At 72.3% G+C, this 26588-nt stretch carries 19 protein-coding genes; 10 read left to right on the top strand and 9 right to left on the bottom strand.

The annotated features are described in order from the left end of the window. The first annotated feature begins 545 nt into the window (after window positions 1-545). Entirely contained in the window at window positions 546-902 is a 357-nt protein-coding gene (locus tag MQV74_RS08235) for a bifunctional 3-phenylpropionate/cinnamic acid dioxygenase ferredoxin subunit (RefSeq protein WP_242715370.1), read from the top strand. Next, window positions 899-2257, top strand: coding sequence for an NAD(P)/FAD-dependent oxidoreductase (locus MQV74_RS08230; RefSeq protein WP_242715369.1), 1359 nt, complete (start codon window positions 899-901; stop codon window positions 2255-2257). Before MQV74_RS08235 ends, MQV74_RS08230 begins: the two co-directional genes overlap by 4 nt. Before the next feature lie 191 nt (window positions 2258-2448). Here MQV74_RS08230 and MQV74_RS08225 read toward each other — a convergent pair whose 3' ends face one another. Then, complete coding sequence (locus MQV74_RS08225; protein ID WP_374120771.1) at window positions 2449-3078, bottom strand: hypothetical protein; 630 nt, start codon at window positions 3076-3078, stop codon at window positions 2449-2451. Window positions 3079-3792: 714 nt separating this feature from the next. Here MQV74_RS08225 and MQV74_RS08220 point away from each other — a divergent pair. Genes MQV74_RS08220 through MQV74_RS08200 form a run of 5 tightly spaced genes read left to right on the top strand, consistent with a single transcriptional unit; the run spans window position 3793 to window position 12026 of the window. Further along, window positions 3793-6795, top strand: coding sequence for a sensor histidine kinase (locus tag MQV74_RS08220; protein WP_242715368.1), 3003 nt, complete (start codon window positions 3793-3795; stop codon window positions 6793-6795). After that, a complete protein-coding gene (locus MQV74_RS08215) occupies window positions 6792-7232 on the top strand; it encodes a roadblock/LC7 domain-containing protein (RefSeq protein WP_138958487.1) in 441 nt (146 codons plus the stop codon). The genes MQV74_RS08220 and MQV74_RS08215 overlap by 4 nt, the downstream gene beginning before the upstream one ends. 9 nt (window positions 7233-7241) lie before the next feature. Next, on the top strand, window positions 7242-7649 hold the full coding sequence (locus MQV74_RS08210) for a DUF742 domain-containing protein (protein WP_138958486.1): 408 nt from the start codon (window positions 7242-7244) through the stop codon (window positions 7647-7649). Window positions 7650-7674: 25 nt separating this feature from the next. Beyond that, window positions 7675-11403, top strand: a complete 3729-nt coding sequence (locus MQV74_RS08205; protein ID WP_242715367.1) for a hydantoinase B/oxoprolinase family protein — start codon at window positions 7675-7677, stop codon at window positions 11401-11403. Between the two features lie 17 nt (window positions 11404-11420). Continuing rightward, window positions 11421-12026 (top strand): GTP-binding protein, encoded by a 606-nt coding sequence (locus MQV74_RS08200; protein WP_242715366.1) that lies wholly within the window; start codon window positions 11421-11423, stop codon window positions 12024-12026. A gap of 227 nt (window positions 12027-12253) precedes the next feature. Here the strand turns inward: MQV74_RS08200 and glpK are convergent, their stop codons facing one another. From glpK to MQV74_RS08175, 5 genes are all read right to left on the bottom strand, one after another. Then, window positions 12254-13789: a glycerol kinase GlpK gene (gene glpK / locus MQV74_RS08195; RefSeq protein ID WP_242715365.1), complete on the bottom strand. Its 1536-nt coding sequence runs from the start codon at window positions 13787-13789 to the stop codon at window positions 12254-12256. A 76-nt stretch (window positions 13790-13865) separates the two neighbouring features. Next, the gene (locus MQV74_RS08190; protein ID WP_242715364.1) at window positions 13866-14621 is read right to left on the bottom strand and encodes an MIP/aquaporin family protein; all 756 of its coding nucleotides are present in this window, start codon (window positions 14619-14621) and stop codon (window positions 13866-13868) included. Between the two features lie 408 nt (window positions 14622-15029). After that, complete coding sequence (locus MQV74_RS08185) at window positions 15030-16220, bottom strand: lipid-transfer protein (RefSeq protein WP_242715363.1); 1191 nt, start codon at window positions 16218-16220, stop codon at window positions 15030-15032. Then, window positions 16217-16642: a Zn-ribbon domain-containing OB-fold protein gene (locus tag MQV74_RS08180; RefSeq protein WP_242728540.1), complete on the bottom strand. Its 426-nt coding sequence runs from the start codon at window positions 16640-16642 to the stop codon at window positions 16217-16219. The genes MQV74_RS08185 and MQV74_RS08180 overlap by 4 nt, the downstream gene beginning before the upstream one ends. An 84-nt stretch (window positions 16643-16726) precedes the next feature. Then, a complete protein-coding gene (locus MQV74_RS08175) occupies window positions 16727-17530 on the bottom strand; it encodes a M15 family metallopeptidase (protein ID WP_242715362.1) in 804 nt (267 codons plus the stop codon). 71 nt (window positions 17531-17601) lie between these two features. Here MQV74_RS08175 and MQV74_RS08170 point away from each other — a divergent pair, with 71 nt between their 5' ends. Continuing rightward, window positions 17602-18135 carry an NUDIX domain-containing protein gene (locus tag MQV74_RS08170; protein WP_242715361.1) on the top strand — a complete coding sequence of 178 codons (534 nt, stop codon included), beginning with the start codon at window positions 17602-17604 and terminating at the stop codon, window positions 18133-18135. Between the two features lie 43 nt (window positions 18136-18178). Here the strand turns inward: MQV74_RS08170 and MQV74_RS08165 are convergent, their stop codons facing one another. Continuing rightward, window positions 18179-20569 carry a glycoside hydrolase family 31 protein gene (locus MQV74_RS08165; protein WP_242715360.1) on the bottom strand — a complete coding sequence of 797 codons (2391 nt, stop codon included), beginning with the start codon at window positions 20567-20569 and terminating at the stop codon, window positions 18179-18181. A 214-nt stretch (window positions 20570-20783) separates the two neighbouring features. Between MQV74_RS08165 and MQV74_RS08160 the strand changes: the two genes are divergently transcribed. Both MQV74_RS08160 and MQV74_RS08155 read left to right on the top strand, forming a co-directional pair. After that, entirely contained in the window at window positions 20784-22766 is a 1983-nt protein-coding gene (locus MQV74_RS08160) for an acetoacetate--CoA ligase (protein ID WP_242715359.1), read from the top strand. A gap of 76 nt (window positions 22767-22842) precedes the next feature. Next, window positions 22843-23733, top strand: a complete 891-nt coding sequence (locus MQV74_RS08155) for a hypothetical protein (RefSeq protein ID WP_242728539.1) — start codon at window positions 22843-22845, stop codon at window positions 23731-23733. A gap of 96 nt (window positions 23734-23829) precedes the next feature. On the opposite strand, the gene ptsP is transcribed toward MQV74_RS08155, so the two are convergent. Then, window positions 23830-25500, bottom strand: coding sequence for a phosphoenolpyruvate--protein phosphotransferase (ptsP, locus tag MQV74_RS08150; RefSeq protein WP_242715358.1), 1671 nt, complete (start codon window positions 25498-25500; stop codon window positions 23830-23832). Window positions 25501-25580: 80 nt separating this feature from the next. Further along, on the bottom strand, window positions 25581-26030 hold the full coding sequence (locus MQV74_RS08145; protein WP_138958474.1) for a PTS sugar transporter subunit IIA: 450 nt from the start codon (window positions 26028-26030) through the stop codon (window positions 25581-25583). Window positions 26031-26588 lie beyond the last annotated feature (558 nt).

Raw genomic sequence — 26588 nt, 5'->3', positions numbered from 1 at the left:
CGGTGCGTCATATGGAACTCCATGTTACCGAAGAGTCCCTTGTCGAAACGGGGCCGGACAGGACTGGGGCCTCCTGGCAGGGCTGGGCGTTGAGTCGGCGTCGAGGCCATGACCGTGGCTGTCGCCGCGGCCGGGCTCCGACCGGGCTTCGGCCGGGATCCGGCAGGCTCCGGGCGGGAGTTGAGGCCTGGGACCTCGCCGGTGCCGGACCTGGCCGGGGGCCTGGCACCTTGGCCGGACTCGACGCTCCGGGCCCGGCCGGACCTCTCCTGACCCTGTGCACCCGGCCGAGTCCGGAACCCGCGCCCCGGCTGGGACCTGAACCACCGAGCCAGTGACCGAAGCCTGAACCCTCCGAGCCTGAGCGAAGCCAGAACTTCTGGGCCTGACCAAGGCCTTGGCCAGGCCCAGAAGCCCCAGACCCCCTTCGGGAGCCCGAGGCCCCACCGGACCCGACGGACCGAGCCAAGCACCGACCCGGCCCGACCGCCCCGCTTCGAGCCGAGCCTTCCACCACATCCGACCGAGAGATCCAGAGGGACGCCATGATTCCCGTCTGCCGCCTCGACGAGCTCCCCGCGGGCGAATCCGTCCGTCTCGACACCACCCCGCCCATCGCGGTGTTCAACGCCGACGGCGCCCTGTACGCCATCGACGACACCTGTAGCCACCAGGACGCCTCCCTTGCCGCGGGCTGGCTTGAGGGCTGCCTGGTCGAATGCCCCTTGCACGCCGCCTCGTTCGACCTCAGGACGGGGCAGCCGACCTGCCTGCCCGCGCGCCGCCCCGTGCGCACCCACCGCGTGAGCGTCGTGGACGGCATGGTCCACGTCCATGTGACAGGCGCCCCTTCGGTCCCGGCCGAGGCGGGCGCGGCGGCGGGGGAGGGCTCCGCCGCATGAGGACGGTCATCGTCGTGGGTGCCTCCCTCGCCGGTCTCTACGCGGTCCGCGAGCTGCGCGCCCAGGGTTTCGACGGCCGCCTCGTCGTCATCGGCGCGGAAACTCACCTTCCCTACGACCGCCCGCCCTTGTCCAAGGCCTTCCTCACGGGCCCCACGCCCGGCACCGGCACCGGGCTGGGCCCCGGCGCGGCCGTCGAGCCCGACCTCGCCCTGGCCGACACCGAGGAACTCGCGGAACTGGACGCCGAGTGGCTTCTCGGCGTCCCCGCGAGCGGGCTCGACACGGGCAGCCGTACGGTGCTGCTCGCCGACGGCCGCGCGGTCGTCGGCGACGGCGTCGTCATCGCCACCGGCGCGCGGGCCCGGCCCCTCCCGGGCCCACCCCTCACCGGGGTCCACACCCTGCGCACCCTCGACGACGCCCGCGCCCTGCGCGCCGCGCTCACCCGCGGCCCCCGCCGGGTCGTGGTGATCGGCGGCGGTTTCATCGGCGCGGAGACGGCTTCCTCGTGCGTGACGCTCGGCCACGACGTCACCGTCGTGGAGGCCGCCCCGCTGCCACTGGTCCCCCAACTGGGCGCTGACATGGCCGCGTTCTGTGCCGAACTGCACCGACGGGGCGGCGTGCGACTGCTCACCGGCACAGGCGTGGCGAGCCTGCGCCCCGCACCGCGCACGGCCTCCGTGTCCGCCCCTGGCGCGCGGGTCGCCGCCGTGGAACTCGCCGACGGCCGTCTGCTCCCCGCCGACGTGGTGGTCGTCGGCATCGGCGCACAGCCCAACACCACCTGGCTGGAGGGCACATCGCTCGACGGCGGCGCCGGGGAGCTGCGCGGCGGGATCCCGTGCGACGAGGGCTGCGTGACGGCGTTGCCGCAGGTCGTGGCAGTGGGGGACGTTGCCCGCGTCGGTGGCGTTGGCAGAGCCGGAGCCGGAGCCGGAGCCGGAGCCGGAGCCGGAGCCGGAGCCGGAGCCGGAGCCGGAGCCGCAGCCGGAGCCGCAGCCGGTGGTGTCGCCCGCGTCGGCGGCGTCCGCGCCGAGCACTGGACGAACGCCACGGAGCAACCTCGCGTAGCCGTACGCAACTTGCTCGCCGCCCGCACCGTGGAGACCGTGAACTCCCTCCCGTACTTCTGGTCGGACCAGTACGGCTCCCGCATCCAGTTCGCGGGCCACCGCCCCGCCTCGGCCACGGTCCGTGTGCGGGAGGGCGGTCCCGCGCCGGACGACGGTGGCTTCTTGGCGGTGTACGAGGACGAGGGTCGCCCGACGGCCGTCCTGGCCGTGGACCGCCCGCGCGCGTTCATGCGAGTCCGCAGAGAGCTAAGGGCCGGACACCCGGCCGCGGTGTGACGGCGCCGCTCACGGCCCGGGGCAGGTGATACCCGCCCGGCGGAGCGCGGGTTGGGCCCCGCAAGCCCGCAAGCCCGCAAGCCCGCAAGCCCGCAAGCCCGCAAGCCCGCAAGCCCGCAAGCCCGTGATCACTAGCCCGTAGCGGGCAGCCGGTAGTCGACGATGCCCGGGAAGCGAGGCGCGGCGCGCCGTCAGGAGTGTGACAGCTGTCGCGCCGCGCCCCGCCCCCGTATGCCCTCCTTCGTGCGGGCGGCCGCACGAGCCGCACGGCGGGCCCTGCGTCGCTCGCGCCGGAGCCGGCGTGCCGTGCTGTTGGGCGCCGACACCACGCCGTTGCGCTGGCTCCAGACCTGGCGGGTCACCCAGACGTCGAGGACGCCCCAGGTGGCCACGACCGTGCTGGCGACGCTGCTGAGGACCATGGGGAAGGCCAGCCAGGACCCGGCCATCGCACAGAAGAACGCTGTCATCGCTTGGATGAGGGTCAGCGCCACGATGAGCACGGCCCGCACGGCGACGGCGCGCACCGGGTCCGGCAGGCGCGGCCGAGTCGCGGGCTCCTCGACCCACAGGGGCCGCCGCGCGTCGTATGCGTCGTGTCCCGCGTATGTGTCGTATCCCAAGCGGTGGCCTCCCGTTGGCGTGGCGGCGACGGCCGCTGCTGTGGCATCGGCTCTCCGCTGCCCGGCTTGCCCCAGGGCGCTGTGCCCAGGTGCGGCCCGAGGGTCGGCCCCCGGCCTTTCCGAGCTCCGGGGCTCGGCACCTCCTGCTCTTGCTTCATCCGCTCTTGCCTCGTCGTCGCGCTCGGCGGCCCGGCGCAGCTCTCGTCTGCGTGCGCGCTCGGCCCGCCACGGCTGCCCCGGCACGGCCCGCTCGTCCTTCTGTCGCGTGGCCAACTGCGTCTCCAGCCCCGCCGATTCGCCGCTCGCGTGCTTCTCGGATGTCTTGTCGCGCTCCGTCGTACCCATCAACCCGTCACTCCCCCCGCTGCCTTACGGCGCGACGCGTGTCGCACGCACGCTGTCCCGCGCCCCGCGGCCACCGAGAGTCTCCTGTCCGACTCTCTGGCTGCTGCCCGTTTTACGCTGCTTTACGCCGCCCGCCAAGCCGTACATCGCAGCTCGGTCCCGCGCCCCTCGTCATTCGGCCCCCGTGCGCCCCGCTCGGTCGCCCCGTCCATCCATTCGACCTCGTGCTCACCTTCCGTACTGATCGACGAACGAGCCCCGCCGATGATTCCCGCTCCGCATGAGACGTCACCCGGAAGAGTGATCGGTTCCCGTTGGCGCACACTTCAGGCCAACTGGCGCGCGGCGTAAGGGGGATGGGGGCGCGTGGGCTGCGCCGCAGGCGGGAGGCAATCTCCCGCAATGGGCGGACAACTCCCGACGTCCGTTTCGCGTCACGGCTGAAAAGTGTCCGGACGTGTCTTCGAGTTGCTCGTGTGTCAGTAGTAGGCTCACGCCGTTTGTTGACGCACATGCGTGCCCCTGGGCCATTCGCGCGGCCGCATGGGGCCCGATCTAGGGGAGGCCATGCGCTTTCGCGGGAAGTCGATCCGCCGGAAGATCGTGGCATTGCTGCTCGTGCCGCTCGTGTCCCTCACGGCGATCTGGGGCTTCGCCACGTTCGTGACTGGGCGTGAGGCCAACAAGCTGATCGACACCGCGTACATCATCGACGACTTGGCCAAACCCATCCAGGACACCGTCCAAGTGGTCCAGGAGGAACGGCGTCAGACGCTCATCCACCTCGCGGACCCACGGGCGTCGGACGCGCTCGCCGCGCTGCGCAGCAGCCGCGACGCCACGGACGAACTCATCGCCAAGGTCAGGTCCGCCGCCAAGGACTCCAAGTCCCGGGACGTCCTCGACGGCCACTCGGAGGAACGCCTGACCGCGGTCCTCGACGCCTTCGACGGCATCGGGGCCCTGCGCCGCACGGTCGGGGAAGGCACCATCAGCCGCGACGAGGCGCTGAAGATGTACACGCGCCTCACCGACCCCTGCTACGGCTTCCTGACGACGCTCAACGCCCTGGACGACGTCAGCATCACCGCGCAGAGCCGCGCCCTCATCGGCGTCGACCAGGCCCGTGAACTCCTCTCCCGCGAAGACGCCTTGATCGCCTCGGCGCTGACCACGGGCACCGTCACGAAGACCGAGGTCCGCCAGGTCACCGACCTGATGGCGCAGCGCTCGCTGCTCCTCGACAACAGCCTCGCCCAGCTCCCCGACGGCGAGCGCGCCCGCTACGAGCGCTACTGGAACGGCGCCGAGACCGCCCGCCTGCGCGATGCCGAGAAGACCCTCGCGGAGTCCGGCCCCGGCACCCCGCGCGCGGTCACCTCCTCCGACTGGAACCAGGAGGCGAACAAGGTCCTCCTCGGCCTCGCCGAGCGCAACGACGCGGCCATCGACCGGCTGCGCGACCGGGCACGTCCCGAAGCCGTCAAGGTGATCGTGCAGCTGGCCGTCGCCGGCGTGGTCGGTCTGCTCGCCGTGGTCGTCTCCATCGTGCTCTCCGTGCGCATCGGCCGCGGTCTCATCCGTGACCTGCGCCGGCTGCGTCTGGAGGCCCACGAGGCGTCCGGCGTGCGCCTGCCCGGCCTGCTGCGGCGCCTCGCGGCGGGCGAGCAGGTCGACGTGGAGACCGAGGCGCCTCGCCTCAGTTACGAGAAGGACGAGATCGGCCAGGTCGGCCAGGCCATGAACACCCTGCAGCGCGCCGCCGTCGAGGCCACCGTCAAGCAGGCCGACCTGCGCCGCGGCGTCTCCGAGGTGTTCGTCAACCTCGCCCGCCGCAGCCAGGTGCTGCTGCACAAACAGCTGACGCTCCTCGACACCATGGAGCGCAGGACCGAGGACACCGACGAACTGGCCGACCTGTTCCGCCTCGACCACCTCACCACCCGCATGCGGCGGCATGCCGAGGGCCTCGTGATCCTCTCCGGCGCCGCGCCCTCCCGGCAGTGGCGCAAGCCCGTCCAGCTCATGGACGTCGTCCGCGCGGCCGTCGCCGAGGTCGAGGACTACGAACGCATCGAGGTACGCCGACTGCCCCGGATCGCCGTCACCGGGCCCGCCGTCGCCGACCTCACCCATCTGCTCGCCGAGCTCTTGGAGAACGCCACGGTGTTCTCGCCCCCGCACACCGCGGTGCAGGTCCTGGGGGAGCACGTGGCCAACGGCTTCACCCTGGAGATCCACGACCGGGGCCTCGGCATGACGTCCGAGGCCCTCCTCGACGCCAATCTCCGCCTCGCCGAGACGCCCGAGTTCGAACTGTCCGACACCGACCGCCTCGGCCTCTTCGTCGTCAGCCGTCTGGCCCAGCGCCAGCGGGTCCGCGTCTCCTTGCAGCCCTCCCCGTACGGTGGCACGACCGCCGTCGTCTTCATCCCGGAGTCCCTGCTCACGGACGACGTACCCGACACCGGAGGCGTCGGATTCCGCCTCGACCGGCCGCAGCCCGCCACGCCCGTGGGCGACCGCACCTCGGCCCTCGCCCAGGTCCCCGTCCAGCTCCCCGGCCTGCCCGCGTCCATCCTGGACGGACCGGTCGAACTGGAGGCGCCGGTCGGCAGGGCGAGCCTGGAGGGCTTCTCGGGCTCCCTCGGCGAACTCGGTGACCTGGAGGATGCCGACAGCGAGCGCGGCGGCCTGTTCCGCCCCCGCCGCCGCGCCACCGATGCCCCCGGAGAGCAGCATCAGCAGGCGCGTGAACCGGTCCTCGACGAGCCCGCCCGAGCCACCGACCCCGTCGGCTACGGCACCTCCGGCCGCGACGACCTCCTGGACAACGAGCGTCCTCCTGGGGCCACGGTCCCCCTGCCGCGCCGCAGCACGCCGAAGCTGGTCTCCTCGCACGGCCGCCGCGTCGGCCCGACCCGCACGCGCGACACGGACGCCCTCGACACCGCCGAGACCGGAGACGACGTACGGTCCCGCCGCGAGGCCCCGGACGGGCGCCCCGAACGCGGCCCCGCCCGGGACACACGACCGGCCGACCGCGCGGGCCTCGAACCGCCCCGCCGCCCGCGCCTCGACGACGGCTGGCCCGACCTGACCCCGCCCCGCCCGGAGCGGAGCGAGCTCCAGACGGACCCGCGGCCGCTGCCCCGGCGGCGCCCGGCGGCGGACCCGCCGCGCAGCACCACCCGCACGGAGACAGCGCCCGGTGCGGACCGGGCGGCGAGGACGGACAGGGACGCCATGGACCGGGCCGCAGGCAGCACCGAGACGCCGCCCCGCACGGCGCCCCAGGCCCCCGGCAGGCCCGCCCTCGGAGGGCTGCCGCGCAGGGTCAGGCAGGCGAACCTCGCCCCGCAGCTCAAGGACGGCCCCGTCCGTCCCACGGAACGCGACACCACCGCCCCGGCCGCCGGGAGGCCGGACGAGCGCGACGCCGACGAGGTACGCAGCCGCATGGCCTCGCTCCAGCGCGGCTGGCAGCGCGGCCGCGAAGAGAACGCCGCGGGCGACAGCGCCCCTGACGGCGCAGCACCAGGAACGACATCTGAGGGGGACGGTCGATGACCGCACCGAAGGCCGACGCACGCACCACCGCGACCGGGGCGGCGGGAGAGCTGAACTGGCTCCTCGACGACCTGGTGGAGCGTGTCGCCAGCATCCGCAAAGCGCTCGTCCTCTCCGGCGACGGCTTGCCGACGGGCGTGTCCAAGAACCTCACCCGGGAGGACAGCGAGCACCTCGCCGCCGTCGCGTCCGGCTTCCACAGCCTCGCCAAGGGCGTCGGCCGCCACTTCGAGGCGGGCAAGGTCAGGCAGACCGTCGTCGAGCTCGACGACGCGTTCCTCTTCGTCACGGCTGCGGGTGACGGCAGCTGCCTCGCCGTCCTCGCGGACGCGGACTCCGACGTCGGCCTGGTGGCGTACGAGATGACGCTGCTGGTCAAGAGGGTGGGTGTGCACCTGGGTTCGGCGCCGCGCACCGACCTGCCCACGGGAGGGTAGCGGGAGGGCATGAGCGACGACGACGGTCAGGCCCCTCCCTCGACGCCTCGCTGGTTCGACGACGACGCCGGTCCGGTGGTGCGCCCGTACGCGATGACGCGCGGACGCACCACCAGCCCGGCCCAGCACCGCCTCGACCTGATCGCGGTCGTGGTCGCGGAGTCGCGCGCCGATGACACGGAAGCCGATCAGACGCTGTCACCGGAGCACGTGGACATCGTCGACCTGTGCCGCGACAGCCCTCAGTCCGTCGCGGAACTCGCCGCGGAACTCGACCTTCCGATCGGCGTGATCCGCGTCCTGATCGGCGACCTCGTCCACGACGAACTGGTGCATGTCACCCGCCCCGTACCCCCCGCCGAGCTGCCGGACGAGAGTATTCTGCGCGACGTGATCGACGGCCTCCGGGCGCTCTGAACAGCGCGAAAGCGGGGATTGAGACGTGACTGGCTGGCAGTTCTGGGTCGACAGGGGCGGCACGTTCACGGATGTCGTCGCGCGCCGTCCGGACGGCCGCCTCCTCACCCACAAGCTGTTGTCCGACAACCCCGCGCGCTACGCGGACGCGGCCGTCGCCGGCATCGCGCACCTCCTCGCCGAAGCGGGTGCCCTGGAGCCGACGGGCGCCCAGGAGCCGAGCGCGGGCGACAGCCGCGCGCCGCGCGCCCCCCAGGACCTCCTGCGCGCCGCCGATCCGCGCTCCGTGCCGATCGCCGCCGTCCGAATGGGTACCACCGTCGCCACCAACGCCCTTCTGGAGCGCAAGGGAGAGCCCACGGCGCTCGTCATCACCCGGGGCTTCCGCGACGCCCTGCGCATCGCGTACCAGAACCGCCCGCAGATCTTCGCGCGCGAGATCGTCCTGCCCGAAGAGCTGTACGCGCGCGTGCTCGAAGTCGACGAGCGGGTGGCCGCCGACGGCGAGGTGCTGCGCGCCCCCGACCTGGACGCGCTCGACGGACCGCTGCGGCAGGCCTACGACGACGGCATCCGCGCCGTAGCCGTCGTGTGCCTGCACAGCCATCTGTACCCCGCCCACGAGCAGGCCGTCGGCGAGCTCGCCCGCGCCGTCGGCTTTCCGCAGGTCTCGCTGTCCAGCGAGGTCAGCCCGCTGATGAAGCTCGTGCCGCGCGGCGACACCGCGGTCGTCGACGCCTACCTCTCGCCTGTCCTGCGCCGGTACGTCGAGCACGTCGCCCACGAACTCAGCGGCGTGCGCCTGATGTTCATGCAGTCCAACGGCGGACTCGCGGAAGCCGGGCAGTTCCGCGGCAAGGACGCCATCCTCTCCGGGCCCGCGGGCGGCATCGTGGGCATGGCCCGCATGTCGCGGCTCGCCGGGTTCGACCGCGTCATCGGCTTCGACATGGGCGGCACGTCGACGGACGTGTCGCACTACGCGGGGGAGTACGAACGCGTCTTCACCACGCAGATCGCGGGCGTGCGGCTGCGCGCCCCCATGCTCGACATCCACACCGTGGCCGCCGGCGGCGGCTCCGTGCTGCACTTCGACGGCAGCCGCTACCGCGTGGGCCCCGACTCGGCGGGCGCCGATCCCGGTCCCGCCTGCTACCGCGGCGGCGGCCCCCTGACCCTCACCGACGCCAACGTCGCCCTCGGCCGCATCCAGGCGGCCCACTTCCCCCACGTGTTCGGCCCCGAAGGCGACCAGCCGCTGGACGAGGACCGCGTCCGCGAGCGGTTCGCCGCGCTGGCACGCGAGATCACCGGGAGCACGGGCGACGACCGCACGCCGGAACAGGTCGCCGAGGGCTATCTCCAGATCGCCGTCGCCAACATTGCGGCCGCCGTCAAGCGCATCTCGGTCCAGAAGGGCCACGACGTCACCCGCTACGCCCTGACGACGTTCGGCGGCGCGGGCGGGCAGCACGCGTGCATGGTCGCCGACTCGCTCGGCATCCGCACCGTCCTCGTGCCTCCCATGGCGGGCGTGCTCTCCGCCCTCGGCATCGGCCTCGCCGACACCACGGCGATGCGCGAGCAGTCCGTCGAGGCACCCCTGGAGGCCACGGCGATGCACCACGTCCTCAAGACGGCCGGCGACCTGGAGGAGGCTGCCCGCGCCGAGCTGCGCGCGGAGGACGTGCCCGCCGACCGCGTGCGCGTCACGCGCCGCGCGCACCTGCGCTACGACGGCACCGACACCACGCTGGCCGTGGAGCTCACCGAGCCGGAGGCGATGCGCCGCACCTTCGAAGAGCGCCATCGCGCCCACTACTCCTTCGCCCTGGACCGCCCCGTCGTCGTCGAAGCCCTCTCCGTGGAAGCCACCGGTCTCACCGAGCCCCCGGACCTCTCCGGGCTCGGCGGCGCCACCGCACCTAGTGCCACGGCCCCTGCGCGCTCCGTACGCCTGCACACGGGCGGCGCCTGGCGTGACGTCCCTCTGCACCACCGCGAGGAACTGCCGCCCGGCCGGACCGTCACAGGCCCCGCGATCATCACCGAGGCCGGCGCCACCACGGTCGTCGACGACGGCTGGCAGGCCGCGACGACCGAGGACGGGCACCTGATCATGGAACGGGCGACGGCGCCCGCGGGTTCCCGCGCGAGCACGGAGGCCGACCCCGTCCTCCTTGAAGTCTTCAACAACCTCTTCATGTCGATCGCCGAACAGATGGGCGCCCGCCTGGAGTCGACGGCCCAGTCGGTCAACATCAAGGAGAGGCTCGATTTCTCCTGCGCCCTGTTCGACCCGGACGGCAGCCTCGTGGCCAACGCCCCGCACATCCCCGTGCACTTGGGCTCCATGGGGACCAGCGTCAAGGAGGTCATCCGCCGCCGAGGCGCCGCCATGCGCCCCGGCGACACGTACGCGGTGAACGACCCGTACCACGGAGGCACCCACCTCCCCGACGTCACCGTCATCACCCCGGTCTTCGACACCCCGGGGGAGCGGATCCTCTTCTACGTGGCCTCGCGCGGCCACCACGCCGAGATCGGCGGCATCGCGCCCGGCTCCATGCCCGCGCACAGCCGCACCATCGACGAGGAGGGCATCCTCTTCGACAACTGGCTGCTGGTCGAAGGCGGCCGCTTCCGCGAGGACGAGACCTCGCGCCTGCTCACCGAGACCCGCTACCCCTCGCGCAACCCGGCCACGAACCTCGCCGACCTGCGTGCCCAGATCGCCGCCAATCAGAAGGGCGTCGACGAAGTGGCCCGCATGATCGACACCTTCGGGCTCGACGTCGTCCAGGCGTACATGCGGCACGTCCAGGACAACGCCGAGGACTCCGTGCGGCGCGTTATCGACGCCCTAGAAGAGGGTGAGTTCACCTACGAGACCGACTCGGGTGCCGTCATCAAGGTCCGCGTCACCGTGGACCGTGAACAGCGCGAGGCGACGATCGACTTCACCGGTACGTCACCCCAGCTGACGACCAACTTCAACGCGCCGTTCGCCGTGGTCAACGCGTCCGTCCTGTACGTCTTCCGCACCCTGGTGGCCGACGACATCCCCCTCAACGACGGCTGCCTGCGGCCCTTGCGCATCATCGTTCCGCCCGGAACGTTCCTGTCGCCGGAGCCGCCCGCAGCCGTCGTCGCGGGCAACGTGGAGACCTCACAGGCCCTCACCGGCGCCCTCTACGCGGCGCTCGGCGTCCAGGCCGAGGGCTCCGGCACCATGAACAACGTCACCTTCGGCAACGACCGCCACCAGTACTACGAGACCGTGGCCTCCGGGTCCGGCGCGGGCGACGGCTTCCCCGGGGCGCCCGTCGTGCAGACCCACATGACCAACTCGCGCCTCACCGACCCCGAGGTCCTGGAGTGGCGGCTGCCCGTCCTGCTCGACGAGTTCGCCGTACGCCGCGGCAGCGGCGGCGACGGCCGCTGGCGCGGCGGAGACGGCGCCGTACGCCGCATCCGGTTCCGGGAGCCCATGACGGTCTCCACGCTGTCCCAGCACCGCAGGGTGGCGCCGTACGGGATGGCGGGCGGCGAGCCCGGAGCCCTGGGCTCGGGCCGCGTCGAGCGCGCCGACGGCACCGTCGTACGGCTCGACGGCAGCGACACGGCGGACGCGGGCCCAGGTGACGTCCTCGTGATCGAGACCCCCGGAGGCGGCGGGTACGGCCCGCCACCCGCGTCGGCCGGCCCGGCGTCCTCCGCCCCGACCGAAGCACGCGACACCACTGATGACTGATGCAGGAGAAGAGAGCAATGATCTTCAAGCGTTCTGAGCGCGGTACGGCCCCCGTGGAGCCGGTCACGCTGAAGATCCTGGTGGCGGGCGGCTTCGGCGTGGGCAAGACGACGCTCGTCGGCGCCGTCAGCGAGATCAAGCCGCTGCGCACGGAGGAGACGCTCAGCGAAGCGGGGCGCCCCGTGGACGACGTCGACGGCGTCCCGGGCAAGCACACCACCACCGTGGCCATGGACTTCGGCCGGATCACGCTCCGCGAGGACCTCGTCCTGTACCTCTTCGGGACCCCCGGCCAGGACCGCTTCTGGTTCCTGTGGGACGAGCTGGCGACCGGCGCGCTCGGCGCCGTGGTGCTCGCCGACACCCGCCGCCTGGAGGACTGCTTCGCCGCCGTCGACTACTTCGAACGCCGCTCCATACCCTTCGTCGTCGGAGTCAACTGCTTCGAAGGAGCGTCCCGTTACCCGGCCGACGAGGTGCGCCAGGCGCTCGATCTCGACCCGGGCACCCCCGTGGTGCTGTGCGACGCGCGCGAGAAGGAGTCCGTCAAGGAGGTCCTGATCGACGTGGTGGAGCACGCGATGGCGGTCGGCGCCGCGGCCCGCGAGCCCGTCGCCACCTGAAGCCCGCCGGGATTCTGAACCCCGGCGAGAGCCTGAAGCCCGGCGGGAGACCTGAGGCCAGCGGGAGTCTGTGGCCCGATGAGCCCGTGGAGCGCCGTCGCCCGCGCGCCGCGAGCGGCCCGCACCCCCGCCGACCGGGGTACGAGCCGCTGCCACGCACGCGCGCGTGAGCCTCGATGGCCCCCTACGCGCGCGTGCCCGCCGCCGTCACTTCGGCGCGCGGGGTCTCAGCCATCGGCGTTGCCGTCCGTGCCGTCGTCGTGCCAGCCGAAGCTGCGTTCCACGGCCTTGCGCCAGTTGTGGTACTCGCGGTCGCGTGCCTGGGCCTCCATCCGCGGCGTCCACTCGGCGTCGCGCTGCCAGTGGGCCTTCAGCTCGTCCAGGTCGTGCCACACGCCCGTCGCGAGCCCCGCGGCGTACGCGGCCCCCAGACACGTCGTCTCGGCGATCTGAGGGCGGATCACGGGCACGCCCAGCACGTCCGCCTGGTGCTGCATCAGCAGGTTGTTCTTGGTCATGCCGCCGTCCACCTTCAAGGTGGTGATGCGCACTCCGGAGTCCTGGTACATCGCGTCGACGACCTCGCGGGTCTGCCAGCTCGTCGCCTCCAGGACCGCGCGCGCCAGATGTGCCTTGGTCACGTACCTGGTCAGGCCCGTGATGACGCCGCGCGCGTCGGAGCGCCAGTACGGGGCGAACAGACCGGAGAAGGCGGGCACGACGTACGCGCCGCCGTTGTCCTCCACGCTCGCCGCCAGTGGCTCGATCTCGTCGGCCGTACGGATGATGCCGAGCTGGTCCCGGAACCACTGCACGAGTGCCCCGGTGATCGCGATGGACCCCTCCAGGCAGTAGACGGGCGCCTCACCGCCGATCTTGTACCCCATCGTGGTGAGCAGCCCGCTCTTGGACGGCACGGGCCTGTTCCCGGTGTTGAGCAGCAGGAAACTGCCCGTCCCGTACGTGTTCTTGGCCGTGCCGGTGTCGTAGCAGGCCTGACCGAAGACGGCCGCCTGCTGGTCGCCCAGGGCAGAGGCCACGGGCACCCCCGCCAGCTGCCCCACGGCCGTCCCGTACACCTCGGCGGACGACCTGATCTCCGGCAGGACCGCCTCCGGCACGTTCATGGCGGAGAGGATCGAGGGGTCCCACTGAAGCGTTTCCAAGTTCATCAGCATCGTGCGCCCGGCGTTGGTGACGTCCGTGACGTGGACGCCGCCGTCGGTGCCCCCGGTGAGGTTCCAGATGAGCCAGGTGTCGATCGTGCCGAAGGCGATGTCGCCCCGCTCGGCACGCGCGCGCAGCCCCGGCACGTTGTCCAGCAGCCAGGCCGCCTTGGGCCCGGAGAAGTAGCTCGCCAGGGGCAGGCCGGTCTGCTCGCGGAAGCGGTCCTGGCCGTCGGTGCCGCCCAGCTCGTGGCAGAGCGCCGACGTTCGGGTGTCCTGCCAGACGATGGCGTTGTGCACCGGCTTGCCCGTGGCGCGGTCCCACAGGACCGTCGTCTCCCGCTGGTTGGTGATGCCGAGGGCGCTGAGCTGGTCGGCGCGCAGCCCGGCCTTGGCGATCGCGCCCGCCACCACGGCCTGCACCTTCGACCAGATCTCGGTGGCGTCGTGCTCCACCCAGCCGGGTTTGGGGAAGATCTGACGGTGTTCGCGCTGGTCCACGGCGACGATCGCGCCGTCCTGGTTGAAGATGATGCAGCGGCTCGAGGTGGTGCCCTGGTCGATCGCGGCGACGAATTTCTCGGAGCTGTCCGTCATGGCTCCTCCTTGTCGGAAGCTGCTCGGGGCGCGTGGGAGGCCGCCCGGGAGCGCTGGAGGTCTCCCGGGCGGCCGCTCAGAAGGCTGCGTTGTAGATGACGCCCGCGAGGGCGCCGCCGATCAGCGGACCGGCCACCGGAATCCAGGCGTAGCTCCAGTCGGACGTGCCCTTGTGGGGGATCGGCAGGAACTGGTGCACGATGCGCGGGCCGAGGTCACGGGCCGGGTTGATGGCGTAGCCGGTGGGCCCGCCGAGCGAGAGGCCGATGCCGACGACGAGGAAGGCGACGATCAGCGTCTGTATGCCCGACTCCCCGAGGCCCTTGGTGAGCCCGAAGGCGAGGATGGGGAGGACCAGACCGACCGTCGCGATGACTTCGGTGATCAGGTTGGCGACCGGGTTCCGGATCTCCGGGATGGTGGAGAAGATGCCGAGCGTCGGCGTGGGCCCTGTGCCGCCCGCCCGGTCGCCCTTGCCGCCCGTCGGCACGTTGGCGTTGAACTGCGCGAGGTACGTGAGGTACGCGAGGACGGCGCCGAGCATCGCGCCGACCATCTGCCCGGCGAGATAGATCCAGACCTTGCCCCACTTGTCGGTGTCGATGGCGATGCCGATCGTCACGGCGGGGTTGAGGTGGCCGCCGGACAGCGGCCCGGCGGTGTAGGCCCCCGCCAGGACGCCGAAGCCCCACCCGAAGGCGATGACGACCCACCCGGAGGCCTTGGCCTTCGAGTGGTTGAGGGTGACGGCGGCGCACACGCCGGCGCCGAAGAGAATCAGAATCGCGGTGCCGATGACCTCACCGACGAAGATGTCCCCGTTCGAGTACATGGCGGCTCCTAGTCCCTCGCCCGGGGCGACGAGCCCCGGTCCTCCGTGCAGGGTGTGCTTCCCACGACTACAGCCCGCTCACGCACAGCGGCATCCGCTGTGGCAGGGGACTCCCGCGCCCCGGAGACGAGCGTGCCGTCACAGTCGCATCGCCCATGGGGGGATAACCCGCTGAACAGGCCCTTTCTGTGCAGAGCCTGGGAGCACACGGGCCCTGAGCGGCACGGAGCCGAAGAATGGCGATGCCGACTGACACCGGGAAGTGTTCACCGCCCGTGATGGAGCGTCAAGGTCGCCGACACCACCGGTTAACCGGCGCACACTCTTCCGCGCCCGGCCGCCCGTGCGGTGCGGTGAAACGGCCCTGTGCCGCATGGCGGAACGGCTCCTTGCCGCCCGGCGCGGGGTTCAGCGCACCGCGATCACCGAGGAGCCGTGCCCGAACAGTCCTTGGTTCGCGGTGAGCCCCACCCGCGCCCCCGTCACCTGACGGCCACCGGCCTGGCCCCTCAACTGCCATGTCAACTCGCAGACTTGGGCGATCGCCTGCGCCGGAACGGCCTCCCCGAAGGAGGCGAGACCGCCACTGGTGTTCACCGGTATGCGCCCGCCGGGGCAGGTCGCTCCCTCGCGCAGCAGCTTGACTCCCTCGCCCTCGCCGCACAGCCCCAGGTCCTCGTACCACTGGAGCTCCAGAGCGGTCGACAGGTCGTACACCTCGGCCAAGGAGAGGTCGTCCGGGCCGATGCCCGCCTCCTCGTAGGCGGCGTGTGCGACGGAGGCCCGGAACGTCCGCTCGGCGGGCGGCACGGCGACGGCCGAGTCGGTGGCGATGTCCGGGAGGTCCAGGACCGTGTTCGGATACGTCGGCGTGACCGTGGACACCGCGCGGATGCGCACCGGGGCGGGCGCGCCGTGCCGCCGGGCGAACTCCATCGTGGACAGCACCAGGGCCGCCGCCCCGTCGGACGTCGCGCAGATGTCGAGCAGCCGCAAAGGGTCCGCCACGACGGCGGAGGCGGCGACCTCCTCGGCGGTGACGGCCGTGCGGTAGCGGGCGTGCGGGTTCAGTGCCCCCAGAGCCGCATTTTTCACCTTGACCTGAGCGAAGTCCTCCAGCGTGTCACCGTGCACGGCCATGCGGCGGCGGGCGTACAGGGCGAAGTACGCCGGGTTCGTCGCTCCGAGGAGCCGGAAGCGCAGCCAGTCCGGGTCGTCCGGCCGGTCGCCCCCCGCGGGCCGGAAGAACCCCTTGGGGGCCGCGTCCGCGCCGACGACGAGCACGACGTCCGCGAGCCCCGCGAGCAGTTGCGCGCGGGCCGTGGCGATGGCCTGGGCCCCGGACGCGCACGCCGCGTACACGCTCGCCACGCGCGCGCCCTGCCAGCCGAGCGCCTTGGCGAAGGTCGCCCCCGCCACGTACCCCGGATAGCCGCCGCGCACCGTGTCCGCGCCGACGACCGACCCCACGTCCCGCCAGTCGACACCCGCGTCCGCGAGGGCCGCGCGGGCCGCCACCGTGCCGTACGTGACGAAGCCGCGCCCCCACTTGCCCCAGGGGTGCATGCCCGCGCCGAGGACCGCCACCTCGCCCGTCACACCCTCACCCCCACCGGAATCCAGTGCCACGTGGTCCAGGCCGTCTCCGCGTCCTCATGGAGCACGCCGGGCACGACCTCGACCTCCATCCCGACCTCCAGGTCGGCGACGGTCACGCCGGGAGCCCCCTGGCCGAGCACGACCATGCGCTCGGCTTCGAGCTCCACAGCGATCAACGTGTAGGGCTGCCAGGGAAGTTCCGGATCGGAGAGGTACGGCTCCGGCGGGCGATAGCGCCCGTCGGTGTACGACCACACCCGCCCGCGCCGCGACAGCGCGACCTCGACCAGCTCGTCGCTCGCACACCCCGGATTGCGGCAGAAGCCGTCCTCGCGGGGGAAGTGGACCGCGGCGCACCGCGCGCACCGCGTTCCCAGGAGCCGGAAGGAATCCCCTTCCCCGGCGAACCACTGCGCCACCACAGGCGCTCGCTTCGGCGACATGAGTCCTCCAGGAGCACGGATCTGACGGGACGTCAGAAGTGTGACATGGAGGCCCCTGTCACGTCAGTGGGGCAGCGAACGGCGTGACACCGGGAAGTCGAAGTACGTGTCCGGGAAGAGCTCCGGCTTGTACGTGAAGTGCCACCATTCCTCGGGCAGATTGACGAAGCCGGTCTTGGCCAGCGCGCTCCGCAGGAGATCCCGGTGCGCGCGCTGCTTGCCGGTGACGCGCGGGTCGTCCGTGTGCGACAGCGTGTCGAAGCAGTCGTAGCCCGTGCCCATGTCGAGGGAGTTGTCCGGAAAACGCTCGCTCCGGGGCGCGTAGCACGGCTTCAGGGGCTCCCCGGGGACGTACGGGCGGGTGGGCAGCGCGGGCAGCGGCACCACCGTCAGATCGACCGTCGAGCCCCGGCTGTGCCCGGACTTCTTCGCGATGTAGCCGTCCTCGAAGAGCCGCGACTTGTCGACCCGGGGGTAGAACTCCGCCTTCATCCGCTCGTCGCCCAGGTCCTCGGCCCAGCGCACGAAGTGGTCGACGGCCCGCTGCGGCCGGTAGCAGTCGTACACCTTGAGGGAGTAGCCCTTCCGGAGGAGAGCGCGCTGCGCCGTGCGGAGGGCCTTGGCGGCCGGCTCGGTGAGGATGCACATCGGCTGCCGATAGCCGTCGATCCGTCGTCCCACGAAGTTGTGCGGCGTGAAATAGCGCATCTCCTGGATGATCGTCGGGTCGACGTCCCGCAACGCCACGAAGCCGTCCGGGGCTTGCGGTTCGGTACGTGCCTCGGCGGGCGCGGGCGCGGCCGCCACCGCGAAAAGGGCGACGGCGGCAAGGGCGAGTCTCCGTAGAGCGGGAGCGAATGTCGTCATGCCCGTGCGTCTATCAGCATCTCCGTACTCCACGGAAGACCGACGCCCGGAGATCGGCTACAGTCCGCCGCGTGTCCCCATCCCAACACCCCACCAACTCCGCGCCGGACGCCCACTGCTCGAGCTGCGGCGCGCGCTACGGAGACCACGTCACCGGCTGGCCCCGCACCTGCGCCGACTGCGCGGCCGTGGTCTACCGCAACCCGCTGCCCGTGGCCGTCGCCCTCCAGCCGGTGTACGACACGAAGGGCACCTCCCTGGTCGTCGTGACCCGTTCCATCGCCCCCGCGCGCGGGGGCTCCGCTCTGCCTGGCGGCTACGTGGACCACCGGGAGGACTGGCGCCACGCCGTCGCCCGGGAGCTCAAGGAGGAGACCGGCATCGGCGCCGCGAGCCGCGACGTACGCATCGTGGAGGTCCTCAGCTCCCCCGACGGCCACCTGCTCCTCTTCGGCCTGCTCCCGGAGCGCCCCGCGGCCGACCTGCCCCAGTCCACCCCCACGGACGAGACCGAAGGCTGGGAGCTCCTCTACCGCCCCGCCGAACTCGCCTTCCCGCTGCACACGTCGGTGGTGCGGGCCTGGTTCGAAGGGCGCTACATCTGAGCCCCTGAGCACGCGAGAGCGGCCCCTGGGCGCCGCGCGTCCGCTAAGAGGCGTCGTGCGTCCCCTGGGGCCTCGCGAGCCCCCGGATCCGCACCGGGTGCTCCGCCGGGTACCCGCCGCCCTTCTCGCCCTCCCGTTCGACGAGCAGCCCGTCCCCGCTCCAGCGCACCCCGTAGCGCTGGAGCTCCGCCTCGTCCCACCCGTCTCCGGGATCGGCTATCACCAGACCCCCGCCGGTGCGCCCCTTGGCCGGAGCCCAGACCTCCAGGGCGAGTCGCCCGTCCTCGCCCCGCACGGGCAGCACCGCACCGGCCCGCGCGAGCACCGGAACGCGGGACAGTGGCGCCTCCAGGACAGCCTTGCCGGGCCCCTCGTACGCCGTCCCGGTAGCGGTGTCGTACCACCGCCCCGGAGGCAGCCGTACGGCCCGCTCCGTGTCCCCCTCCGACAGGACCGGCGCCACGAGCAGCGCGTCGCCGAGCAGGAACGCGTCCTCGCAGTCCCGTAGTGCCCTGTCCTCGGGGGCGACCCACCACAGAGGGCGTACGTACGGTGCCCCCGTACGCCGCGCCAACTGCGCCAGCGTGACGAAGTACGGCAGCAGCCGACGCCGCTCGGCGAGCGCCACGCGCGCGTGCGCCAGCACCTCGGGGCCGAACTCCCAGGGCTCCCTGCGGCCGGCCCGCAACGCCGCATGCGTACGGAACAGCGGCAGATACGCGCCGAGCTGGAACCACCGCAAGAACAGCTCAGGGGAGGGGCTGCCGTCGAACCCGCCCACATCAGGCCCCGAATACGGCACCCCGCACAGGCCGAGCCCCAACACCAGCGCGAGCGAGGCCCGCAGCCCCGCCCAGGTGGAGGCCACGTCACCCGACCACGTCCCTCCGTAGCGCTGCATCCCCGCCCACCCGGAGCGCGAGAACAAAAACGGCCGCTCCGTAGGCCGCAGTTCGCGCATCGCCTCGTACCCCGCCCGGGCCATGCCCAGGGCGTACACGTTGTGCGCCTCCCGGTGGTCACCGCCGCGGCCCTCCAGCGCGTGCCGGGCCGAACGCGGCAGCGTGGTCTCCCCGAAGGCCGCGAACGACACCGGCTCGTTCATGTCGTGCCAGAAGCCCGAGAAGCCCTGCGCGAGCCGCTCGTCGTACAGGCCGCCCCACCACTTGCGCACCCGTCCCGCCGTGAAGTCCGGGAACACCGAGTCCCCGGGCCACACGAGGCCCCGCACGACCCGCCCCGCCGCGTCCCGCACGAACGCGTCCGCCGCCGTCCCGCTGTCGTACACGGCATTGCCCGGCGCGGCCTTCACCGCAGGGTCCACGATCGACACCAGCCGGACCCCGTCCCGGCGCAGCTCCCCGGCCAGCTGCGGCAGCGTCGGGAAGCGCTCCTTGTCGACCGTGAACACCTGGTGCGCGTCGAAGTGGTCGATGTCCAAGTGGACGGCGTCCAGGGGCAGCCCGCGCTCCTGATACCCCGCCACGACTCGCCGCACCTCACGCTCGCTGCCGAAGCCCCACCGCGCGTGGTGGTGGCCCAGAGCCCAAGCCGGCGGCACCGCGGGCGCGCCCGTCAGCGACGCCCAGGAGTGCAGCACGCGCGCGGGAGTCCCCACCATCACCCAGCAGCGCAGCGGCCCCCCGTCCATCCGCACCTCGCACGACCCCGGCCGGTCGTGACCGGAACCGGCACCCTCCAGGCCCTCGCGCAGCCGCACCGAGCCGTCCCAGCTGTTGTCGTGGAACACCAGATGCGTGCCCACGTCGGCGACCACCAGCTGCACCGGCATCGTGATGTACAGCGGGTCGTCACCGGGCTCGAACGAACCGCCCGGATCGGTGTTCCACAAGCGGTACGTGCCATTCCGTAGCCGTGGCCCCGCAGCCCTCCCGCCCAGCCCGAAGAACCGCGCGTCCGCCGCCACCTCCGACCGCTGCACCCACCGAGCCGTCCCCCCGTCCACCGGCTCCCACCAGCGGGGCGGCAGATCACGCCGCAGCACCACACCACCGGGCGTCCGCAGCTCCACCGCGCCGTGGCGCGAGACGACCACCGTCGCCCGCTCCGACACCACCCGCCAGCCGCCCTCCTTGTCGGGCTCGAGAACCGCCCTGGGGTCCGCCTCCGGAGCGCCGCCCACCAGCGCGTACGACGGCGACGGCTCGGCCCCGTCCCAGCCCCAGAACACGGCCCCGCCCGCCGCCACCCGCACCCGCAGCTCGGACCGCGCGAACCGCACCACACCACCGCCGGGCCCCGGCTCCACCAGCGTCACGGGCCCCGGCGTCCGGGCCCGCTCGGCGCCCCGGGGGGCAAGACCGGCCGCGTCGGCCCGCCGCCGACGCCATGCGGAGCGCACCTCGCGCACCCTTTGGGCCGGGTCGGACATGCCGACCGCCTTCACCGAACGCACCAGGTCACGACCGTTCATGCTGCTCACCCTGCCATCGAAGGAGGAGCGGGTGCACCGCGTTCAACTGCCGTTCACTCAAGGGTCCGGCACGCCGTCGCCCGGCCGCCTCCGGCGCGGCAGACCCTGGTGCGGAAGTCGATCACGTGGCATCGTCCTGTCAGCCGTGTCACGCGCACACCGAGCCCGTGCGCACGACAGCCGCCCACAACGCGTAGAGCCCAGGAGCAGCCGCATGTCCACAGCGAACCCCTCGCCGCTCTGGCAGCCGGACCAGGAGCGGATCGCCGGCGCCCGGATCACGCGCTTCCAGGCCTGGGCGGCCGAACACCACGGAGCCCCCGCCACCGGCGGCTACGCGGCCCTGCACCGCTGGTCCGTGGACGAGCTCGACACCTTCTGGAAGGCCGTCACCGAGTGGTTCGACGTGCGCTTCACCACCCCCTACGCGCGCGTGCTCGGCGATCGCTCCATGCCCGGCGCCGAGTGGTTCCCGGGCGCCACCCTGAACTACGCCGAGCACGCCCTGCGCGCCGGCGAGGACCCCACGCGCGCGGACACCCCCGCCCTCCTGTACGTCGACGAGACCCACGACCCGATCGACGTCACCTGGTCCGAGCTGCGCCGCCAGGTGGGCTCCCTGGCCGCCGAGCTGCGCGCCCTCGGCGTCCGCCCAGGGGACCGCGTCAGCGGCTACGTGCCGAACATCCCGCAGGCCGTCGTCGCGCTCCTGGCCACCGCGGCCGTCGGAGCCGTCTGGACCTCCTGCGCGCCCGACTTCGGCGCCCGCAGCGTCCTCGACCGCTTCCAGCAGGTCGAACCGGTCGTCCTCTTCACGGTCGACGGCTACCGCTACGGCGGCAAGGAGCACGACCGCCGCGACACCGTCGCCGAGATGCGCCGCGAACTGCCCACCCTCCGCGCGGTCGTCCACATCCCGCTCCTCGGCACCGACGCCCCCGAAGGAGCCCTGGAGTGGTCGGCGCTCACCGCGGGGGACACGGCCCCCGTCTTCGAGGCCGTCCCCTTCGACCACCCCCTGTGGGTGCTCTACTCCTCCGGCACCACGGGCCTGCCCAAGGCCATCGTCCAGTCCCAGGGCGGCATCCTCGTCGAGCACCTCAAGCAAGTCGGCCTGCACTGCGACCTCGGACCCGACGACCGGTTCTTCTGGTACACCTCGACCGGCTGGATGATGTGGAACTTCCTCGTCTCCGGCCTGCTCACGGGCACGACCATCGTCCTCTACGACGGCAGCCCCGGCCACCCGGACACCGGCGCCCAGTGGCGCGTCGCCGAACGCACCGGAGCCACGCTCTTCGGCACCTCCGCGGCGTACGTCATGGCCTGCCGCAAGGCGGACGTGCACCCCGCGCGCGACTTCGACCTCTCGCGCGTGCAGTGTGTCGCCACCACCGGCTCGCCGCTGCCCCCCGACGGCTTCCGCTGGCTCCACGACGCCTTCGCCGAGGTGACGGGGCCGGTGTGGATCGCCTCCGTCAGCGGCGGCACCGACGTCTGCTCCTGCTTCGCCGGAGCCGTGCCCACGCTGCCCGTGCACATCGGCGAACTCCAGGCCCCCTGCCTCGGCACCGACCTCCAGGCCTGGGACCCCCAGGGCAAACCCCTCGTCGACGAGGTCGGCGAGCTCGTCGTCACCAACCCCATGCCGTCGATGCCCATCCACTTCTGGAACGACCCGGACGGCAGCCGCTACCACGACAGCTACTTCGACACCTACCCCGGCGTCTGGCGCCACGGCGACTGGATCACCCTCACCGCCCGCGGCTCGGTCGTCATCCACGGCCGCTCCGACTCCACGCTCAACCGCCAGGGCGTCCGCATGGGCTCGGCCGACATCTACGAAGCCGTCGAACGCCTCCCGGAGATCCGCGAATCCCTCGTCATCGGCGTCGAGCTGCCCGACGGCGGCTACTGGATGCCGCTGTTCATCCACCTCGCCCCCGGCGCCGTGCTCGACGACGACCTGCGCGACCGCATCAAGACGACCATCCGGGCACAGCTCTCGCCCCGCCACGTCCCCGACGAGGTCTTCGAAGTCCCCGCCGTCCCGCACACCCTCACCGGCAAGCGCATCGAAGTCCCGGTCAAGCGCATCCTCCAAGGCACCCCGCTCGACAAGGCCGTCAACCCGGGCTCCGTGGACAACATCGAGCTGCTCCGCTTCTACGAACAGCTGGCCCGCGACCGCGCCTGACGCCCGCTCGGCGCCCGTTGTCAGTGCCTCCCGTTACGTTGGGTGAGCACTGATGAACGGATCGCAGGGGGACATCATGGGGAACACCCAGCACCACACCATGCGCCGCGCGCTGCGCCGCGAAGTCGCCGGGACCATCGGCCTGCTGGCCGACGAGGGCGACTTCGCGGCGATGCGCCGGTACCGCACCTTCACCTTCGACGACCACGTGACCTACCTCCAGGAAGTGGAGGGCCTGCTCAAATCCCTGGCCTCCCAGGGCAGGCTCACGAGCATCGCGCTCTTCGACCCGGAGGAGTACGAGGAGTTCTGCGCGGACACCGGCCTCGCCCCGGACGCCTCCGCCAGCCGCGCCCGCTTCGCCGCCGAACTGGCGACAGCGGGCCCCACCGTGCCGTACGAGGGACAGGCGCTGGCCGACCTCGTCCCCGGCCTCGTCGACGAGACCGTCCGCCAGACGACGTGGGAGTACGCGACGATGCTCCTGGCCGGCATCGGCGCCTGCGCCGAGTGCGGCGTGGACATCGGCAGGTCCGCCTTCGCCCGGGCCTCCGACCTCCTGATGCGTGTGCTCGAAACGGCCGGTCCTGGCCCCCGCCACCTCGTGTGCAGCGTTCCGTGCGACGGCCAGACGCTCCTCGCCGCCCTGCACGCCGGACACGACCACGCCGGGACCGCCCGCCTGGACGAGGCCGAAGCCCTGGAGTTCACGACGGTCCTCGCGGTCGGCATCGCCACCCGCAGCGCGGGCGGCCTCGTCATGCGCACCAGCGGCGAGAGCGGCGACCGCGTCCAGGGCTGGCGTCTGGAGGGCGAGCGCCTGCGCCCGCTCACCGCGGCCGAGGTCTTCGACGCCTACTGCACCGACGCGCTCTCCGGCGACCTGATCGCCCCGGAGTCGGGCGTCGACTACAGCGCGGCACCCGACCTCGGCGACGACGAGCCAGGGTCGGGACACCACCACTGAACGCCGAAGGGGCGCCCCACCCTGCGGTGGAGCGCCCCTCGGAACAGCGGTCCTGCGACGGGCCCGCCGATCAGGCCGGCCCGTTCGTACGGATCGTCACTCGCCGGACAGCACGGCCTGCGCGGCCTTGCGCGCGTCCTCGGCGCTGTCCGCGGCCCGTGCCGCGGCCGCGGCCCGCTCGCACTGGGCCAGCGTGTACTTGCCGAGCGTCGCCCGCACGTAAGGAATCGAAGCGGCACCCATGGACAGGGAGGTGACACCCAGCCCCGTCAGCACACAGGCCAGCAGCGGATCCGACGCGGCCTCACCACAGACGCCACAGCTCTTGCCCTCGGCCTTCGCCGCCTCGGCGGACAGCGCCACCAGGTCGAGCAGCGCGGGCTGCCACGGGTCCTGGAGCCGGGACACCGCACCGACCTGACGGTCGGCGGCGAAGGTGTACTGCGCCAGGTCGTTGGTGCCCAGGGACAGGAACTCGACCTCCTGGAGGATCGAGCGCGCGCGCAGCGCGGCGGAGGGGATCTCCACCATCGCGCCGAACTTCGCCTGCAGTCCCGCCGCACGGCAGGCGTCGGCGAACGCCTTGGCGTCGGCGCGGTCCGCGACCATCGGCGCCATGACCTCGAGGTAGACGGGCAGCCCCTCGGAGGCCTTGGCCAGCGCGGTCAGCTGCGTGCGCAGCACGTCGGGGTGGTCGAGCAGCGACCGCAGCCCGCGCACGCCCAGAGCCGGGTTCGGCTCGTCGGCGGGCGTGAGGAAGTCCAGCGGCTTGTCGGCGCCCGCGTCGAGCACACGCACGACGACGCGCCCCTCGGGGAAGGCCTCGAGCACCTGGCGGTACGCCTCGACCTGCTTCTCCTCGGTCGGAGCCTTGCTGCTGTCGTCGAGGAAGAGGAACTCCGTACGGAACAGACCGACGCCCTCGGCGCCCGCCTCGACCGCGGCGGGGACGTCGGCGGGGCCGCCGACGTTCGCCAGGAGGGGCACCTTGTGCCCGTCGGACGTCGCGCCCGGACCGGTCGACGCGGCGAGCGCGGCCTTGCGCTCGGCGGCCGCGGCCTCGAGCTCGGCGCGCTTCTCCGTGCTCGGGTCCACGAAGATCTCGCCGGTGCTGCCGTCCACGGCCACGACCGTGCCCTCGGCGAGCTCACCGGCGCCGGGCAGCGCCACGACGGCGGGGACGCCGAGCGCCCGCGCCAGGATCGCGCTGTGGCTGGTCGGGCCGCCCTCTTCGGTCACGAAGCCGAGCACGAGCGCCGGGTCGAGCAGCGCGGTGTCCGCCGGAGCGAGGTCACGGGCGATGAGGACGTACGGCTCGTCGCTGTCCGGGACGCCCGGCATCGGCACGCCGAGGAGCCGGGCGACGATGCGGTTGCGCACGTCGTCGAGGTCGGCGACGCGACCCGCCATGTACTCACCCGCGCCCGCGAGCAGCTCGCGGTAGTAGGAGAAGGCGTCGTAGACGCCGCGCTCCGCCGAGCTGCCCACCGTGATGCGCCGGTCCACGTCGGCCATCAGCTCGGGGTCCTGCGCGATCATCGCCTGCGCCTCGAGCACGGCCTGGGCCTCACCGCCGGCCAGGTTGCCGCGGGCCATCAGGTCGGCCGCGACAGCCTCGACGGCCTGACGGGCGCGCCCCTGTTCGCGCTCCGCCTCGTCCGCCGGAATCTGCTTGGCAGGCGGTTCGAGCACCGCCGTCCCCATGTGCCGAACCTCGCCGATGGCCACCCCGTGGCTTACGCCGACGCCTCGCAGCGTTGTCTCCATCTCACCGTCTCCGATAGTGCGGCGGGCCCAGCCGCCGCGGTGGTTGTACTGCCTGCCGTCGCACACGGACGGCGCCGACGTCACTTCCAGCTGAAGAGAGCGTCGCCGGACTTCACGTCGCCGTCCTCGACGACGTCGGCCAGGGACTCGGCCGTCGCCTCGAGGGCCACGACGGGGCACACCGGAGACTTGCCTGCGGCCTCGACGGCCGCGGGGTTCCAGCGCACGACGGCCTGGCCGCGCTGTACGGTGTCACCCTTATTGACAAGAAGTTCAAAACCCTCGCCGTTGAGCTGAACGGTGTCGATGCCCAGGTGCGTCAGCACGCCGTGGCCCTGGTCGTCGACGACGACGAAGGCGTGGGGGTGGAGCGAGACGATGATGCCGTCGACGGGGGCCACGGCCTCGGACGCCTCGCGCACGGGGTCAATGGCCGTGCCGGGTCCGACCATGGCGCCCGAGAAGACGGGGTCCGGTACCGCCGCGAGTCCGATGGCGCGTCCGGCGAGCGGGGACGAAACGCTGGTCATGGCAAGCCTCCCAGGGGGTGGAGATGGGTAACCGCCGCCACTACCTGTCCTGGACGACGCACTGTTCAGAAGGGTAAGTCATAGGAAGTCCCGGTTCCGCACGAAGGTCCTGGTTGGCGGACGTAGGAGCGCAGCACTAACGATTTGCGCCGCCCGGAACCCCGAGGTAGAGTCGGGACCCTGCCCGGGGCCAAGCGACGCGATCAGCGTCCCGGCTCGGCAGCATCTTTCAAGTTCAGATCCTACGCGGGGTCTGGTTCCGTATGCCCACGAGAGATCGTGGTCAGCGGGACGGAAAAGACTTGATAGAGTCGGAACCGCCGGAAGGCCGAAAGGCCGGAAAGCACCGAGGAAATTGGAACGGACCGGGAAGCCGGAAAGATCCGATAGAGTCGGAAACGCCGAAAGGCAAAGGCCCTCCAACGGCCACCGGAAATGAAATCCGAACCGGGAACGGAACGGAAAACGGATCTGGTAAGGTTGGAAACACGAAATATCAAAGGGAAGCGCCCGGAGGAAAGCCCGAGAGGGTGAGTACAAAGGAAGCGTCCGTTCCTT

The organism is Streptomyces sp. AN091965, assembly GCF_022698285.1.
GTDB lineage: Bacteria > Actinomycetota > Actinomycetes > Streptomycetales > Streptomycetaceae > Streptomyces.
This window is presented reverse-complemented; position numbering and strand designations above follow the sequence as displayed.

Coding starts and splice junctions, on each gene's coding strand:
- MQV74_RS08220 (WP_242715368.1), top strand. CDS start 3,793: ATGCGCTTTCGCGGGAAGTCGATCCGCCGGAAGATCGTGGCATTGCTG.
- MQV74_RS08230 (WP_242715369.1), top strand. CDS start 899: ATGAGGACGGTCATCGTCGTGGGTGCCTCCCTCGCCGGTCTCTACGCG.
- MQV74_RS08200 (WP_242715366.1), top strand. CDS start 11,421: ATGATCTTCAAGCGTTCTGAGCGCGGTACGGCCCCCGTGGAGCCGGTC.
- MQV74_RS08145 (WP_138958474.1), bottom strand. CDS start 26,030: ATGACCAGCGTTTCGTCCCCGCTCGCCGGACGCGCCATCGGACTCGCG.
- MQV74_RS08155 (WP_242728539.1), top strand. CDS start 22,843: ATGGGGAACACCCAGCACCACACCATGCGCCGCGCGCTGCGCCGCGAA.
- MQV74_RS08215 (WP_138958487.1), top strand. CDS start 6,792: ATGACCGCACCGAAGGCCGACGCACGCACCACCGCGACCGGGGCGGCG.
- MQV74_RS08165 (WP_242715360.1), bottom strand. CDS start 20,569: ATGAACGGTCGTGACCTGGTGCGTTCGGTGAAGGCGGTCGGCATGTCC.
- MQV74_RS08175 (WP_242715362.1), bottom strand. CDS start 17,530: ATGACGACATTCGCTCCCGCTCTACGGAGACTCGCCCTTGCCGCCGTC.
- MQV74_RS08235 (WP_242715370.1), top strand. CDS start 546: ATGATTCCCGTCTGCCGCCTCGACGAGCTCCCCGCGGGCGAATCCGTC.
- MQV74_RS08190 (WP_242715364.1), bottom strand. CDS start 14,621: ATGTACTCGAACGGGGACATCTTCGTCGGTGAGGTCATCGGCACCGCG.
- ptsP (WP_242715358.1), bottom strand. CDS start 25,500: ATGGAGACAACGCTGCGAGGCGTCGGCGTAAGCCACGGGGTGGCCATC.
- MQV74_RS08160 (WP_242715359.1), top strand. CDS start 20,784: ATGTCCACAGCGAACCCCTCGCCGCTCTGGCAGCCGGACCAGGAGCGG.
- MQV74_RS08210 (WP_138958486.1), top strand. CDS start 7,242: ATGAGCGACGACGACGGTCAGGCCCCTCCCTCGACGCCTCGCTGGTTC.
- glpK (WP_242715365.1), bottom strand. CDS start 13,789: ATGACGGACAGCTCCGAGAAATTCGTCGCCGCGATCGACCAGGGCACC.